Consider the following 15,620-nt stretch of genomic DNA (forward strand, 5'->3'; position numbering starts at 1 on the left):
GATTCCCGCCACCTGATACCCTGCGGCCTGCAGATTCACCAGGCGCGGGCGGGGCCCCCGTCGTCATCGAGCCCGTACCGCTCGATCATGTCGGCGGTCACGTGATCCCCGCGCCGCCGATGCAGCCGGATCAGCTCCGGCACCGCCGCCGGGTCGCCGAGATTGGCCGCGAGCACACACCGCGCGACCGCCGCGGCGTGCTCGTCGGCCGCACGGGCGAGCACGAGGTGGGCGCCGGCTTCGTCGTACAGTCGAAGCACGGTGACCGGCGCCGCTTCCTCGCTGCTCAGACGCCCGGCAACCAGCGCCCGGACGTCGACGGCGAGACCGGCTGTCCGGGCCCGCAGCGCGAGCCGCTCGGCCCCGGCCAGATCGCCGGTGAGCGCCCGCACCGCGCACAGGTCGGACACGGCGCGCGTATGCCCCTGCTGTGCCGCGTCGAGGGCGAGCCGCTCCGCTCGTGCGTGCCGGCCGTCGTCCTCGGCCCGCAGATGGGGGAGCAGCGGCAGGACCTCGGCGTCCCCGTGCTCGTAGGCGGCCCACAGCAGCGCGTCGCCATCGGCGGCCCGCAGGGCGGCGAGGTGCCGCAGCACCGCCGGGAACCCGCTCTCGGCCGCCTCGGTCGCGAGCGCCACGGCGTCGGCCTGCTGTTCGCGCTCCCACAGCTCGGCGAGCAGCCGGGCCGCGGTGTCGTCGCCGGCCATCCGGTACAGCGCGGCGGCCCCCTCGGCGTCCCCGCCCCGCTCCCGCGCCCGCCCGAGCTCGTGCAGCGCCGTGGCGTGCCCGAGCTCGACGGCCCGCCTCGCGTACGCGGCCGCCGCGGCGGGCTCGCGGTCCTGCAGCAACCGCGCGAGCGCATCGGCCGCCCCGGCGACCCCGCGGCGGGCGGCCTCCCGGTACCGGACCTCGGCCCCCTCGGCGTCCCCGGCCCATTCGACGATCCGCGCGAGGTCGAACAGCGCATCGGCATCACCGGCGGCCACGGCCCGCTCCAGCAGGCGCCCGGCTCCGTCTACGTCCCCGCGGAGCCTTCGCGCCCTGGCCAGCCTGCGTAGCGCCGAGCCGTCCCCGAGCAGCGCCGCCCGCTCGGCGAGGAGCTCCCCGGACTGCGCGCCCCCGTCCCGCGCCCCCGTCCGGCCGATGGTGTGCCGCTCCCTGGCCTGGGCCGCCCCGTCCTGCCCGCCCGTCCGGCCGATGGAATGCCGTTCTCTGGACTGGGCCGCCCCGTCCTGCGCGCCGGTCCGGCCGATGGTGTGCGGTTCTCTGGATCGCGCTGCCCCGGCCCGCTCGTCCGAACGCGCCGCGGTGCCACGTTCGCCGAGTCCGGCGCTGGCGTGCCGTTCCCGCGAGGTCGTGTCGAGCTCTCGCGGCCGTCCGGTTATGGCGCGTTCGCTGATCGGGTCGATGGTGTGGTGTTCCGCGGTCCGTGAGGTGTCATGTTCTTGCGGCCGTGCTGCCGTGGCGGACTCGGCGGACCGCGTGGATGGGTGCCGGTCGGCGGGGCGGGCGGTGGCGAACTGGTCCTCGGCGGAGGCGGTGAGGACCGCGATCTCGGCCAGGACCGACGGGTCGCCGGCGCGGGCGGCGATCACCGCCAGCCGCAGCCCGTCGGCCCGGTCGCCGCGGCGGTGGCGGTCGACGGAGAGGGTACGCAGGGGACCGGTGTGGCGGCGGCAGGCCAGGCGCAGGGCCATGGCCAGGGCGCGGGTGATGCTGACGGCCCGGCAGGCGTCGAGGCGGTGCAGCTCGCCGGGGTCGGCGGTGTCCTCCGCGCGCCGCCGTAACGCCGCCACCGCGCCGGGCTTGCCGAGGCGCAACCGTTCCTCGCGCAGGACGCGCTGCTCCGCCGCGTGGCCCCGGGTCGCGGCCGCGATGGCGAGGCGTTCGGCCGCCTCCGGAGAGCCGGAGCGGCGGTGCAGGTCGGCCAGGTTGCGCAGGCCGCGGGTGTCGTCCCCGTCGGCGGCCCGGTGCGCGTACCGCTCCGCCTCGGCCGGGTCGCCGCGGTCGAACAGGATGCGCACCAGTGCGATCGCGGCCTCGGTGGAGCCCTGCTCGGCGGCGGCCCGGTACCAGGCCTCGGCGCGGTCGGTTCCGGCGTGCCGGTCGGCGAGCGCGCACAGCAGGTCCGGGTCGTCGTCGAGGGCCTGGGCCAGCGTCTCGGCGCGCCTGAGGTCGCCGCGGGCGATCAGCCGGCGCAGGGCGGTGCCGTCGCCGAGCCCGGCCGCGGCGATCGCGAGCCGGTCGGCCTCGGCGTGGTCGCCGGCTCGGTCGCGCAGGAGGGACAGGGCCGAGAAGCTGCGCGGCTCGGCGGCGCGCCGGTACGCCTCGGCGGCTCGCGCGAACCGGCCCCGCCGCTCGGCCTGCACCCCGACCGTGTGCCAATCGCCGGCGGCGCCGAGCTGCTTCCAGAAGGCCGCGTCCGGAAACACCGCCGCTCGCCGCACGGCTCCCGCATACAGGACGGCCTCGGCAAGCGCCGGCTCGGACGCGCCGAACCGCCAGGCGTCGACGACCGCGTCGACCTCCGCCGAATCGGTCGCCTTAGGTTTGCCGTCGGGCGGCGGCACCGCGACGGCCGCGTCGTGCAGGATGGCGCGCAGGTCGTCGTGGCCGTCGGTGGTGCCCGGCAGCGGAGGCGCGGTCAGCCGGCCCCAGTCGTCGGGCCATACCGGGAGCACCACGAGTACCGGGGCGCGCGCCGGGTCGGTGACCAGCGAACGCACCGCCGCCAGCAGTCCCGTGCGGCCCAGGTCCGGGTCGGCGTGCAGGCGGGGCGCGGCGTCGGCCGGCCACACCACGGTGTACGGCCCCGCCGCGGCCAGGTCCCCATCCGGAGGGGACCAGATCCGCCACAGGTCGGGCAGCGTCCGGACGGCCTGCGCCGCGGTTCGGAACCGCCCCGAGCCCGGCACGCCGACGAGCGCCATCACCCGGCTCGCCCCGCCCCGCACCGCGTCGACGATCCTCCCGGCGGACTCGTCGTGCAGCCGGTGCGAAGACCCCGCGGCGCGCGGATGAGGCGCAGTCCTCCCGGCGGACTCGTCGTGCAGCCGGTGCGAAGACCCCGCGGCGCGCGGATGAGGCGCAGTCCTCCCGGCGGACTCGTCGTGCAGCCGGCGCGAAGACCCCGCGGCGCGCGGATGAGGCGCAGTCGCCGGATCTGTCGGTGCGGCGTGAACCGCGCCTGGAGGAAGCGGCAGACCCGCTTCTGGAGGAAGCGGCAGACCCGCTTCTGGGGGAAGCGGCAGACCCGCTTCTGGGGGAAGCGGCAGACCCGCCTCGCTGATCGGGACGCCCGGGCGGCGGCCGCGCAGGGTGCGGGCGGCGGCGTGGGCCGACTTCCACGCGACTCGGATCGCCCGGGCCGACTCGTCCGGGTCGCGGCCCGCGGTGCGGGACAGGGCGGCTGCTACCAGTACCGCATAGTCTTCGCTCGGAAGGCCCGCGTCCACGCGCAGCATGGCGCCGATCGCGGTGCGGGTCGGGCCGTGGGCGACGCCGTAGCGGGCGGCCAGCGCATGGGCGTCGGCGGCGACGGTGGCGAAGGACGGCCGGCCCGCCGCGACGTACAGGCCGTGGAGCAGGGCCTTGAAGCCGCTCACGGCAGGTCGCCGAACAGCCGCACCGCCGCCGCGACGAGGCCGGCGATTTCGGGGTCCGTCAGCCGGTACACGATGCTGCGCCCGTCCTGCGCCCGCTCGACGAGCTGGGCGTCGCGGAGGATGCGCAGGTGCTGCGAGGTCAGCGTCTGCGGGGCGCCGGTCGCCTCCACGATCTCGTGTACGTGCAGCTGGTGGTGCACGATCAGCAGCTCGACGATCGCCAGGCGCAGCGGCGCGGCCAGGGCGCGGAACAGCGCACTGACGCGCTCGTGGCGCGCGGCGTACGACATCGGCGCTCCTCGAACGGGCCGGGAGGGACGCCGAGACGATACGCGTTTTCATTTCGGATAACGAGACGTCGTATCGCCATATCAGCATGCGACTATGCGGAACTAGGCGGCGATCCCGTCCAGCAGTGCGCCCAGGCCGAATTCGAACAGTTCGGTGTCGGCGTCCCCTTCGGCCCGGCGCGCGCGGCGGTCCACCTGCTCGAGGTTCAGCGCCGTCCCCCGCACGAACGTCGCCAGCACCGACCCGCGCGGCGGCAGGCCGGCCGCCGACAGCGCGCGATCGGCCCAGTCCAGGTGGGCGCGGACGTGCGGGCTGTCGAAGGTGACGGTCCCGGCCAGCCAGCTGTGCCGCCGGTACAGCCGCCACTGCGACCGCCCCAGCTGCTCCAGCTGCGCGCGCCACGGACCGGCCGGGCGGGGCGGCGGATGCTTGGCGAACACCGCGTCGGCCATCAGGACCTCCAGCTCGGCCCGGTCCCGCACGTACTTGTAGAACGTCCCCGTGACCAGCCCGCCCGCCCGCTGGCCGAGCAGCCGCAGCGACAGGTTCGCCAACCCGCCCGCGTCCGCGAGCTCGATGGCGGCGGCCACGATCCGCGCCCGGGTCACGTCCCCGTGCGCGGGCGGCGGCTGCCACGCGGCCGCGACGGCGGGGGCGTCGGCGGTGACGATCAGGCCGGTACCGCGGTGCTTGGCCGCCAGCCCCTCCTCGCGCAGCAGCGTCATCGCCTTGTACGCGGTCGCCATCGTCGCGTCCCACTCGGCCATGATGTCCCTGGCGGTGGGAATGGCCCCGCCTGGCACGAGCTGACCGTCGAGAATGCGCCGCCGGAGATCCCCGACAATCTCGGCCGCAAATCGCGTCACGCCAGCCCCCTTTTCGAAGCCACGCGATCCTACTCCCGGGGTGCCTGCTCGACCTCGCGCGCCATCTTCCGCAGCGCCTGCCCGAACCCGGCCCGCCCGACCAGTCCGACCACGCCCCCGGTCACCCGATCGAGGCGGTGCGGCACCACCGTCACGTCCTCGGACCAGTCCACGCGGCAGCGGGTGGGATCGAGCGGTACGACGAGGAACCAGGCCGTGCCCTTGAGCACCCGCCCGTGCTTGTCGACGTCGCACCGCCCCGCCGCCCCGTCGACCGGCGGCTCCCAGCGCGACACCGTCATCACGTCGTCGAACCCGAGCGGCCCGATCCCGGAGCGCGCCACGAACCCGGCTCCGACCCCGTCCATGCGGTCGGTCGTGAGCCGCACCGTGGTCAGCGGCGCCCACCGCGCGTGGTTGCGCCAGTCGGTCAGCGCCTCCCACACCCGCTCCGCGGGCGCGCCAACCTCGACCGAGACCGTGAACTGGGCCATGCCCCGGACGATAGCCGCCGCTGGGGTCCGACACCGCAAATCGACGCGGCGCGGAGGTAGCGCTATATGGTCATGTGGCCATATAGCGGTACAGCCGGCAGCTGCGCGACCGTCGACCGCCGCGCGGCGGGCTGGACGAAGGTCCTGTTGAGGCCGGGCCAGACGCAGTAGTCGGCGTCAGATCTTGAAGCGGCCGACCTCGCGCTGGAGGTCGGCCGCCAGGCGGGAGAGCTCCGTGACGGTCGTGTCGGCCTCGGTGAGCGTGCTCGAGGTCGCCTGGGCGGCCTGGGCCACGCCCGCGATGTTGCCGGCGATGTTCGTGGCGCCGTGCGCGGCCTCGCCGACGCTGCGGGTCATCTCGGCCGTGGTGGCCGACTGCTGCTCGACCGCCGAGGCGATGGTGAGCTGGTAGTCGTTGATCCGGGCGATGATCCGGCTGATCTGGCCGATCGCGTCGACGGCGTTGCCGGTGTCGGCCTGGATCGCCTCGACGCGGCGGGAGATGTCCTCGGTGGCGCGGGCGGTCTCCTGGGCGAGCTCCTTCACCTCGTTGGCGACGACGGCGAAGCCCTTGCCCGCCTCGCCGGCCCGGGCCGCCTCGATCGTGGCGTTGAGGGCGAGCAGGTTGGTCTGCTCGGCGATCGAGGTGATCACCTTGACCACGTTGCCGATCTCGGCGGAGGACTCGCCGAGCTTGGACACGGTGTCGTTGGTGGACTGGGCGACGCCGACGGCCTCGGCGGCGACCTGGGCGGCCTCGCCGGAGTTGCGGGCGATCTCGCGGATGGAGGAGCCCATCTCCTCGGCGCCGGCGGCGACCGTCTGCACGTTGTGGGAGACCTCGCCGGCGGCGCCCGCGGCCACGTCGGACTGGCGGGCGGCCTCGACGGCGTTGGCGGCGATCCGGCCGCTGACCGCGGTGAGCTGCTGGGAGCTGTCGCCGAGGGTCCGGGAGCCGGTACTGATGGCGGCGACGGTGCCGCGCAGGCCCTCGCGGGCGTCGTTGACGGCGGCGGCCATCTCGCCGAGCTCGTCGCGGGAGTAAACCTCGGCGGGCTTGGTCAGGTCGGCCCCGGCCAGCGCCCGCAGCGCGCCGGAGACGCTGCTGAGCTGGCGGCGCACGATCCGGGCGACGAACATGCCGGCGGCCAGGGCGATGGCGAGGCCGCCGAGCAGCAGCGCGATGATGTACAGCCGGGCGTCGCGGTACTCCTCGCTGGCCTGCGCCTCGGTCGCCGTCGCCTCCTGCTCCTCGAGCTTCTGCAGGCTGTTGAGCGCCTCGGCGACCCCGTTCTCCAGCTTCGACGAGGTGGCGACGAGCTGGTCCTGGGCCGGGACGGTGTAGCCGGCCGGGGGCGCCTCGTGGAAGACGACGACGTTGCGCAGGGTGCGGTACTGCCCGAGGTCGTCCGTGACCACGGCCAGCTGGGCCAGCCGGGCGGTGGAGCCGGCGGCGAGGCTCCGGTACGCCGTGACGGCGGCGTCGACGCGCTGGTCGGCGGTGGTCGCGGCGGTGCGGTACGGGCCGGCCTGGCTCCCGGCGCCGTTGGCCACGAACAGCGAGAAGATGAGCATGTTGCGGTACATGTCGGCCATGCCCGCGCGCATCTCGGTCAGCTGCTGGGCGCTCTCCAGGTGGCGGGTCTTGATGTCGTGCAGGTCGGCGTTGAGCCGCGACATCCGGCTCAGCGACAGCACCGCGACCGCCGCGGCCACGATCGTGACCAGCAGCGCGGCCAGGAACGCCTTGGTGATGACCCCGCGGTCGGCGACCGCCCCCGTCAGCCGCCCGCGCGCGACCGTGACCCGTACGTCCCGCTGTGCCACCGAATTCTCCCCTGCCCGCTCCGAGTGGCGCACCGCGCCAGTCGGACTATCGGCGGGAGTGAGAGGAATCTGAGGCTGTCAGCGCTTGACCTGGCGGCGGTCCCAGTAGAGCAGGACCCCCGCGACACCGCGGAGGGCGACGGCACCGGCGAGCACCCAGAGGACCCATGGCATGGCACGTCATTGCCCACCGCGAGCCACGCTCACACAACCGCTCACCTTCACGTCCAGATCGCCGATACATGGTGCGCTTTTCGTACACCGTCGTGGGGGAGCACGCATGCAACCGAACATGTACCCGCGGCCGGCACGCGACTTCGACAAGAGGACGTGGGCCGGCACGATCGTCGCCGTGGTCGGGGCGGTGGGCCTGGCCATCCCGGTCATGAAGGCCGCACCGGCGCCCGCCGCGGTCGTCGTCGAGCAGAACACGGCTCCCGCGCCGGCGGCCGTCGGCGGGTCGCTCACGCTGCACGGCAACCGCGACGGCGAGCAGGTGACGGTGACGGTCCTGCGGGTGGCCGACGCGGTGCAGGCCGCCGACGGGGTGTGCGGGCCGGGGGAGGGCAACCGGTTCGTGGCGGTGCAGCTGCGCATCGCGAACACCGGCACCGTGGTCTACGACGACCTGCCCGACGACGGCACGGCGCTCGTCGACACCGGCGGGCAGCGCTTCGACGCGCGGTTCACGGCCACGACCGTCGGCCCGGCCTTCCCCGCCGCCGGCAAGGTGGCCACGGGGGCGAGCACGGAGGGATACGTGACGTTCGCCGTACCTGCGGCCGATCGGCTCGCCACCGTGCAGTTCACCATGGACAGCGGCTTCGCCGACGAGACGGGCGAGTGGCAGCTCACCACGTAGTGACGCCGATGTATGCTCCGCGCGTGTTCGCGGACAGGGCAGTCGGCGCCGTCATCCGCCCGCTGGGCTTCAAGGGCACCCGCGGCACGTGGCTGCGGCAGACGGCGGACGGCATCGCGATGATCGGCACCGGCCGGCGGACGCTGCCCGGGTCGGTGCTGGTGCACGTCGGGCTGGCCGTGGTGCCCGTCGAGTGGTGGGAATACGTCACCTGGCGGGACAACCTCGGGCCCCAGCCGCTTTCCAAGAGCACGCTGCGGTACGGCATGCGCTTCGTCGAATCCCGCCGGCAACCCGAGCGCGGGTTCGTGCACATGCCGCCCGATCCGCAGACCGGCGACCTGGAGTCGGCTCAAACCGCGCTGTGCACGGCCGCCGCCGAGCTCGCGGGCATCGCCGACGACCTGTTGCGCCCCGGCCGCTACCTCGACGGGCTGCTGGCGATCGAGGACATCGGGTACGGCATGTGGGAGCCCGTCGTCGTGCTGCTCGCCGAGCGGGGCCGGTCGCGGCAGCTGGAGGACGCGATCGTGGCGATGTACCACGCGTACGCCCAGCACGGCGGGCACCCGCCGGACCGCGTCGCGGACTATGCCCGTGCCCGCGCCGCGATCCGGGGCCCTCGCGCCTGAACGTCAGCGGGCCATCGCCGGGACCGCCAGGCCCAGCCGTTGCGCCACGTCCCGGCCGAGGTCGGGGTCGACCTGGCTCCAATAGCCGTCGATCGCCCGCTGCTGGATGAACCGCTCCACCCCGTCGCCGAGGTGCCCGGCGATGTTGCCGGCGAGGCGGTCGCGGGCGGGGGCGTCGAGCACATCGCGGTACAACATCCGCGCTTGCATGAAATCGTCGTCATCGCGGTGCGCCTCGTAGGCGGTGCGGACGATCTCGCCGCCCTCGAAGGACCAGCTCGCGTCCGGGAAGCGCGGGTCGGCCTTCGGGCCGCCGTAGCTGTTCGGCGCGTAGACGGGCCCGCTGTGCCTGCCGTGGCGCATCGGGCCGTCCTTGTTGTAGTTGTGCACCTCGGTCAGCGGGCGGTTGACGGGCAGCTCCATGTAGTTGGCGCCGTTGCGGTACCGCGCCGAGTCCGCGTAGGCGAACATCCGCCCGAGCACCATGCGGTCCGGGCTCGGCCCGATCCCGGGCACGAAGTTGGCCACGTCGAAGGCGACCTGGTTGATCTCGGCGAAGAAGTCGGTCGGGTTGCGGTCCAGCACGAAGCGGCCGACCGGGATCAGCGGATAGTCGGCGTGCGGCCAGATCTTGGTGATGTCGAACGGGTTGAACCGGTAGTCCGGCGCGTCCGCGTACGGCATCAGCTGCACCTCGAGCCGCCACGCCGGGTGCTCGCCGCGCGCGATCGCGTCGTGCAGGTCGCGGCGGTGGAAGTCCGGGTCGGTGCCGCGCATCGCCTTGGCCTCGGCGTCGCTGAAGTTCTCCACACCCTGCTCGGTCTTCCAGTGGTACTTCACCCAGAACCGCTCGCCGCCCGCGTTCGTCCACATGTACGTGTCGCTGCCGTACCCGTTCATGTGCCGCAGCGTGCGCGGGGTGCCGCGGTCGCCCATCAGGTACGTCACCTGGTGCGCCGACTCGGGCGAGAGCGTCCAGAAGTCCCACTGCATGTTGTTGTCGCGCAACCCGGTTTCCGGCCGCCGCTCCTGCGAGTGGATGAAATCGGGAAACTTCATCGGATCGCGCACGAAGAACACCGGCGTGTTGTTGCCGACGAGGTCGTAGTTGCCCTCCTCGGTGTAGAACTTCAGCGCGAATCCCCGCACGTCACGGTCGGTGTCCGGGTACCCCTCCTCGCCGGCGACGAGGGAGATCCGGGCCAGCATCGGGGTCCGTTTGCCGACGGTGTTGAGAAACGCGGCCTTCGTGAACCCGGTGACGTCGTGCGTGACCTCGAACGTGCCGAAGCCGCCGAAGCCCTTCACGTGGTAGACCCGGTCCGGGATCCGCTCGCGGACGAAGTGCGCGAGCTTCTCGACCAGGTACGCGTCCTGCAGCAGGTTCGGCCCGCCCGGCCCGGCGGTGAGCGAGTACTCGTCGCTGGCAACCGGGTTTCCGCCGTCGGTCGTCGTCTTGTCCATGTCCGGTGTCACACCTCTTTTCCGGCCCAGAATCGGTCGAGTTTGTCGGCGATGAAGTCCGGGCGCTCCTGGAACACCCAGTGCCCGCAGCGCTCGATGACCCCGCCGTGCGCCTCCTCGGCGATGGCCCGCGCACTGTCGATGCAGTGCGCCCCGAAGGAGACCGCACCGCCCCAGGCCATCATCGGCACGCGCAGCTTTTCCTTGGTCAGCGCCCGCGTCTGTACCGCCTGCCGCGGGATCGACCCGTACAGGTTGAGACTGCCGCGGAGCGTGCCGGGCTGGCGCATGAGCGTGACGTACGCCTGCACCTCCTCCTCCGGCATGGCCTCGGGGTCGTAGGCGAAGTCGCGGAAGAAGTGCCGCAGATACTGCTCCTCCCGCCCCTCGACGAGCATCCGCGTGACGTCCATGCGCATGTGCATCGCGAGGTGCCAGTAGTGCACGGCGGGGTCGACGTACCCGGGGTACTCGAGCCCGAAGAACGGCGTCTCGATCGTCGACAGCGACAGCACCCGGTCCCCGCCGGCATAGGCGAGCGCGACGGCGGGCGGCCCCCCGAGATCGTGGCCGACGATGTGGAACTGCTCGGCCCCTTCAACCTCGAGCAGCCCGAGCATGTCCCGCGCGATCGACTCCGGCTCGTATCCCTCGAACGGCTTGTCACTGTCCCCGAACCCGCGCAGATCGGGCGCGATGAACCGGTACCGGTCGCCGAACCGCTCGATGAGCCCCCGGTACTGCCGATGCGACTCCGGCCACCCGTGCATCCCCAGCACCACCGGCCCGTGCCCAGCAGTCACATAGTGCAGCCGAACCCCGTTGACCTCGGCGCGCCGATGCCGGATCTCCACCATGCGGTGGTGCCTACCCACCGCCAAGGCCTCAAACGCCGCCGGGGGAGCGTCAGGCGGGGACGAGCTGCGGCAGGATCGTGGCGGCGGTGCCGCGGAGGTTCAGGGTGCTCACCGCGTCCAGCGGGGTCGGGTCCGGGTTGACCTGGATGACGGTGGCGCCGGAGCGGGCCGCGATCCGCGGGATCTCCGCCGCCGGGTACACCACGCCCGAGGTTCCCACCGTCAGCAGCACGTCGCAGTTCGCGGCGGCCTCCACCGCGGCGCTCAGCGCGTCCTCCGGCAGCTGCTCCCCGAACCACACCACTCCCGGCCGCACCAGCGCGCCACAGGAGACGCAGCGCGGCGGGGCCAGGCGGCGGCCCTCCTCCGGCTCGTCCGCGTCAGGAAATACAGCAGGGTGCGGCGGGGTGCCGATGCAGCGCGGCGCGAACAGGCTGCCGTGCAGGTGGAGGACGGCCGTACTGCCCGCCCGCTCGTGCAGGTCGTCCACGTTCTGGGTCACCACGGTCGTCGCCGGGATGCGGGCCGCCAGCGCCGCCACCGAGTGGTGCCCGGCGTTCGGCAGGGCCTGAAGGGCGCGGGAGCGGCGCCATTCGTACCAGCCCCACACCAGGTCCGGGTCGGCGTGGAAGGCCTCCGGGGTGGCCAGCCGTTCGGCGTCGTACCGGGCCCACAATCCGGTCAGGTCGTCCCGGAACGTGGGTACGCCGCTCTCCGCCGACATCCCCGCGCCCGTGAACACGACCGGGCGCCGGGCCGACAACAGCAGGTCGACGGCCGCGGCGACGGTCACGAGGTGAGGCCGGCGGAGGTCAGGCAGGCGTGGAACTGCTCCGCCAGGTCGACGTACTCGTCGATGTCCGTCACCAGGTTGGACACCGTCAGGAAGACGTGGTCGACGCCGGCGTCCGCGAGGGCCCCGATGTCCTCCACGATCTGGTTCATGCTGCCCGTGTACGGGCGGCGGCCCTCCTGCGGCAGCTCGTCCAGGTCGTGGGCGAGGCCGACCTGGAAGATGCACGAGATCGAGGCGGGGTCGCGGCCGTAGGAGGCGGCCAGGTCGCGCAGGCGGGTCATGTTCGCGGCGACCGCGGCGGCCGGCAGGCCCGTCGGGAGCCAGCCGTCGGCGCGGCGGGCGATCCGGCGCAGGGCCGCGTCCGAGAACCCGCCGGCGAACAGCGGGATGCGGCGGGCCGGCTTGGGGCCGACCTGGGCGGGCGCCAGATTCCAGCGCTCGTTGCGGTACGAGACGGGGTCCTTGCCCCAGATGGCGTCGGCGACGTCGAGGAACTCGTCCAGCGCCGCGCCGCGCTCGGTGAAGGGGCGCGGGGCGAGGGCGGCGAACTCGTCGATGCTCCAGCCCGCGCCGACGCCGGCGATGAGGCGGCCGCCGCTCACCGCGTCGAGGCTCGCGAGGGTGCGGGCCAGGCGGGCCGGGACGTGCAGCGGCGCGACGAGGACGCACGTGCCCAGTTCGACCCGCTCGGTCACCGCCGCGGCCACGGTCAGGGCGATGACAGGATCCAGGACGCCGCCGTACCGCACGGGCCACGGCACATCCGGCATGTTGTAGAGCCCGTGGGGGCCGCTCTGGTCCTCGGGGAGCAGGAAACGCTCGAAGACCCAGAGGCTGTCGTACCCGATCTCCTCCGCCGCCCGGGCCGCGCGGACGACCGCGGTGCGGGGGTCGAACTCCTTGAGCTGGGGCAGGCCGATTCCGACTCGTAACGCCACGGCTCGCATCCTAGGCATTGACGGTCAAGAAGACGAACCTGGTACCGGCAGTCCCAGGAAAACGGATGCGCAGCTTCATGCCGGCGATGGCGGGCATGGTGGGGCATGGCTACGAACGATCTTCCGGGCGGCGTGTACCGCACCGGCGACCTCGACCTCACCCGCGTCGGCTACGGCGCCATGCAACTGGCCGGGCCCGGCGTCTTCGGCCCGCCGAAGGACCGCGCGGCCGCGATCGCCGTGCTGCGCGAGGTGGTGGAGCTCGGGATCACCCACATCGACACGTCCGACTACTACGGCCCGCACGTCACGAACGAGATCATCCGGGAGGCCCTGGCGCCGTACCCCGAGCGGCTGCACATCGTCACCAAGGTCGGCGCGTACCGGGACGAGCAGGGCGGCTGGCCGTTCGCGCGCAGTCCCGAGCAGCTGCGCGCGCAGGTGCACGACAACCTGCGCCGGCTCGGGCTCGACGCGCTCGACGTGGTGAACCTGCGGATGGGCGGGCTCGACGCGCCCGAGCCCGGGTCCATCGCCGAGCCGTTCGGGGCCCTCGCGGAACTCCAGCAGCAGGGCCTGATCCGGCACCTCGGGCTGAGCACGGTCAACGCGGAGCAGCTCGCCGAGGCGCAGGCGATCGCGCCGGTGGTGTGCGTGCAGAACATGTACAACATCGCCCGGCGCGACGACGACCCGCTGGTCGAGCTGACGGCGGCGCAGGGGATCGCGTTCGTGCCGTACTTCCCGCTGGGCGGCTTCTCGCCGCTGCAGTCGGAGACCCTCGCCGGTGTGGCGAAGCGGCTCGACGCCACCCCGCTCGCGGTCGCGCTGGCCTGGCTGCTGCGGCGCTCGCCGAACATCCTGCTGATTCCGGGCACGTCCTCCGTAGCACATCTGCGGGAAAACGTCGCGGGCGCCGCGCTGGAATTGCCGGATGACGCGCTGGGGGAACTTGACGCGATCTGAAACATCGACCCCGTTCGGTTGCCGTCGGGCAACGGTATATTGTCCCCGTCCAACAGCGTGGTGGGGCGGAGGGGCGATGCGCAGCGACCTGACCGCGGACCGGGAGCTCGGCCGCGACGCCGAGGGGCGGGTGCGGGTGAGCATCCGCCTGCGCGGGCTGGTCGACCTGGGCACGCAGCCCATCCTCGAACGGGCCCTGGACGAGGCCCTGGCCGTGCGCGAGGTCGGCGAGATCGTCGTCGACCTCGGCGGGCTCACCCTGCTGGACAGCACGGGCATCGCGACGCTCCTGCACGCGTACCGCCGCGGGGCATTGGTCGACATCAAGCTCCGCACGACCGGCGCGACCGGTATGGTGCACCGGGTCCTGGACATCACCGGGGTGCTGAAGGTCCTCGCCGACGAGGATTGATCGCGATGTTTGTGGGCATGCAAATGCGATGAGCCCGTCCCGTTTCACCGACGACAGCGTCCCCGAAACCGGGATCCGCAAGCTGTTCACCACCACGGGGCATTGGCAGCGCTGGCTGGACGTGGAGGCGGCGCTCGCCCTGGCCGAGGCCGACGCGGGCGTGGTGCCACCCGACGCGGCCGAGGCCATCGCCGCCGCGGCCCGCCTGGAGGAGCTGGACAAGCGCCGCATCCGGGCCGGGATCGCGGCCACCGGGCACCCGCTCATGCCGCTCATCACCGAGCTGAGCCGGGTGCTGGGCGACGACTACGGCGGCTGGGTGCACTGGGGCGCGACCACCCAGAACATCACGCAGACCGGCGACGCGCTGCTGTTGCGCGACGCCCATCAGCGGCTGCTCGCCCTGCTCGGGCGGGTCCTGGCGGCGGCCGGCGACCTGGCCGGGCGGGGCGCCGAGATGCCGATGGCCGGGCGGACCCATGGGCAGCATGCGGTACCGGTGACGTTCGGTTTCAAGGCCGCCGTGTGGATCGACGAGCTGCTGCGGCACGTGGCGCGGCTGCGGCGCTGCGAGCCCGCGGTCTTCGTGGCGATGCTCGGCGGCGCGGTCGGCACCCACGCGGCCCTCGGCGCCGACGGCCCGCGCGTGCAGGCCCGCCTCGCCGAGCGCCTGGGGCTGTGGCCGATGGACGTCCCCGCCCGCAGCGCGTCCGACGGGCTCGCGGAATACGTGTGCGTCCTGGCCATGCTGGGCGGGACCGGCGGCAAGATCGGGCGGGAGTTGTACTCCTTGATGCAGACCGAGTACGGCGAGGTCCTCGAGCCCGCGCTGCCCGGCGACGTCGGCAGCAGCACGATGCCGCACAAGCGCAACCCGAAGCTGTCGCAGGACATGATGACGATCTCGGCGCAGATCCGGGCGCTGGTGCCGCAGGCCCTCGAAGCCATGCACCAGGACCACGAGGCCGACGGGGCGTACACGGCGATGCTCGACGACGCCGTCGGGCGCGCCTGCGTCCTGGCCGGCGACCAGCTGGCCCGGCTCGCGGTGGTGCTGGAGGGCCTGGAGCTCGACCCGGAGCGGATGCGCGCCAACCTCGACCTGACCGGCGGCCTGATCGTGTCCGAGGCGGTGATGCTGGCGCTGGGCAAGGTGATCGGCCGGCAGGAGGCGCACCGGGTCGTGTCGGAGGCGGCGCACCGCGCGGCCGCCGGCGAGGGCACCTTCGCGGCGCTGCTGGACACCGATCCGCGGGTGACCACGTACCTCACCGCCGGCGACCTGGCCGCGCTGCTCGACCCGACCCGGCACCTCGGCCTGTCGGCGGAGCTGGCCCGGGCGGGCGCGCAACGCGCCCGCGCCGCGGTTCAGGGCAGCTGGGAGGTGAGCCCGGCCGCGAGCACCTCGGCCTGGACGTCGGTGATCTCCTCGCCGTAGTCGCGGACGAGTTCCGCCTTGGTGTACACGATGTGCCCGTCGGCGTCCTCCGCCTGCGGCACCAGGAAGACCCCGTCCTGCGCCACGGCGAGGGCGGGGTCGGTGTGCGTGGACTGCGCGAGCGCCCGGATGTCGTCTGCCGTGATGGTCGTCATGCCCGTGTCATTGCCCGCTC

15 protein-coding genes are annotated in these 15,620 nt (G+C 73.4%); 5 read left to right on the forward strand and 10 right to left on the reverse strand.

From position 1 onward, the window contains the following. Positions 1–35: 35 nt before the first annotated feature. The 5 genes from ACQPZ4_RS22125 to ACQPZ4_RS22145 form a co-directional block, all read right to left on the reverse strand. A complete protein-coding gene (locus ACQPZ4_RS22125; RefSeq protein ID WP_433064280.1) occupies positions 36–3,602 on the reverse strand; it encodes a hypothetical protein in 3,567 nt (1,188 codons plus the stop codon). Then, positions 3,599–3,892: an ArsR/SmtB family transcription factor gene (locus ACQPZ4_RS22130; protein WP_433064282.1), complete on the reverse strand. Its 294-nt coding sequence runs from the start codon at positions 3,890–3,892 to the stop codon at positions 3,599–3,601. The genes ACQPZ4_RS22125 and ACQPZ4_RS22130 overlap by 4 nt, the downstream gene beginning before the upstream one ends. Positions 3,893–3,994: 102 nt before the next feature. Then, on the reverse strand, positions 3,995–4,759 hold the full coding sequence (locus ACQPZ4_RS22135) for a GntR family transcriptional regulator (protein ID WP_433064284.1): 765 nt from the start codon (positions 4,757–4,759) through the stop codon (positions 3,995–3,997). Positions 4,760–4,788: 29 nt separating this feature from the next. Next, a complete protein-coding gene (locus tag ACQPZ4_RS22140; RefSeq protein ID WP_433064286.1) occupies positions 4,789–5,253 on the reverse strand; it encodes an SRPBCC family protein in 465 nt (154 codons plus the stop codon). 177 nt (positions 5,254–5,430) lie between these two features. Next, the gene (locus ACQPZ4_RS22145) at positions 5,431–7,080 is read right to left on the reverse strand and encodes a methyl-accepting chemotaxis protein (protein ID WP_433064288.1); all 1,650 of its coding nucleotides are present in this window, start codon (positions 7,078–7,080) and stop codon (positions 5,431–5,433) included. A gap of 280 nt (positions 7,081–7,360) precedes the next feature. Here ACQPZ4_RS22145 and ACQPZ4_RS22150 point away from each other — a divergent pair, with 280 nt between their 5' ends. Continuing rightward, a complete protein-coding gene (locus tag ACQPZ4_RS22150) occupies positions 7,361–7,942 on the forward strand; it encodes a DUF4352 domain-containing protein (RefSeq protein ID WP_433064291.1) in 582 nt (193 codons plus the stop codon). 23 nt (positions 7,943–7,965) lie between these two features. Next, complete coding sequence (locus ACQPZ4_RS22155) at positions 7,966–8,574, forward strand: hypothetical protein (protein WP_433064293.1); 609 nt, start codon at positions 7,966–7,968, stop codon at positions 8,572–8,574. A 3-nt stretch (positions 8,575–8,577) separates the two neighbouring features. Here ACQPZ4_RS22155 and ACQPZ4_RS22160 read toward each other — a convergent pair whose 3' ends face one another. Genes ACQPZ4_RS22160 through ACQPZ4_RS22175 form a run of 4 tightly spaced genes read right to left on the reverse strand, consistent with a single transcriptional unit; the run spans position 8,578 to position 12,629 of the window. Continuing rightward, on the reverse strand, positions 8,578–10,038 hold the full coding sequence (locus tag ACQPZ4_RS22160; protein WP_433064296.1) for a catalase: 1,461 nt from the start codon (positions 10,036–10,038) through the stop codon (positions 8,578–8,580). Between the two features lie 8 nt (positions 10,039–10,046). Further along, on the reverse strand, positions 10,047–10,895 hold the full coding sequence (locus tag ACQPZ4_RS22165) for an alpha/beta fold hydrolase (protein ID WP_433064299.1): 849 nt from the start codon (positions 10,893–10,895) through the stop codon (positions 10,047–10,049). 49 nt (positions 10,896–10,944) lie between these two features. Beyond that, entirely contained in the window at positions 10,945–11,688 is a 744-nt protein-coding gene (locus ACQPZ4_RS22170) for an SIR2 family NAD-dependent protein deacylase (RefSeq protein WP_433064302.1), read from the reverse strand. Continuing rightward, on the reverse strand, positions 11,685–12,629 hold the full coding sequence (locus tag ACQPZ4_RS22175; RefSeq protein ID WP_433064304.1) for a TIGR03619 family F420-dependent LLM class oxidoreductase: 945 nt from the start codon (positions 12,627–12,629) through the stop codon (positions 11,685–11,687). The genes ACQPZ4_RS22170 and ACQPZ4_RS22175 overlap by 4 nt, the downstream gene beginning before the upstream one ends. Positions 12,630–12,734: 105 nt before the next feature. On the opposite strand from ACQPZ4_RS22175, the gene ACQPZ4_RS22180 reads away from it, so the two are divergent. From ACQPZ4_RS22180 to ACQPZ4_RS22190, 3 genes are all read left to right on the forward strand, one after another. Then, a complete protein-coding gene (locus ACQPZ4_RS22180; RefSeq protein WP_433064307.1) occupies positions 12,735–13,595 on the forward strand; it encodes an aldo/keto reductase family oxidoreductase in 861 nt (286 codons plus the stop codon). A gap of 76 nt (positions 13,596–13,671) precedes the next feature. Further along, on the forward strand, positions 13,672–14,007 hold the full coding sequence (locus tag ACQPZ4_RS22185) for an anti-sigma factor antagonist (RefSeq protein ID WP_433064310.1): 336 nt from the start codon (positions 13,672–13,674) through the stop codon (positions 14,005–14,007). A gap of 28 nt (positions 14,008–14,035) precedes the next feature. Next, entirely contained in the window at positions 14,036–15,445 is a 1,410-nt protein-coding gene (locus ACQPZ4_RS22190) for a lyase family protein (protein ID WP_433064313.1), read from the forward strand. On the opposite strand, the gene ACQPZ4_RS22195 is transcribed toward ACQPZ4_RS22190, so the two are convergent. Then, on the reverse strand, positions 15,376–15,600 hold the full coding sequence (locus ACQPZ4_RS22195; RefSeq protein ID WP_433064315.1) for a hypothetical protein: 225 nt from the start codon (positions 15,598–15,600) through the stop codon (positions 15,376–15,378). The two genes, ACQPZ4_RS22190 and ACQPZ4_RS22195, sit on opposite strands and share 70 nt — an antisense overlap. Between the last annotated feature and the right edge of the window lie 20 nt (positions 15,601–15,620).

The organism is Dactylosporangium sp. CS-033363 (genome assembly GCF_050942475.1).
Classification (GTDB): Bacteria; Actinomycetota; Actinomycetes; order Mycobacteriales; family Micromonosporaceae; genus Dactylosporangium.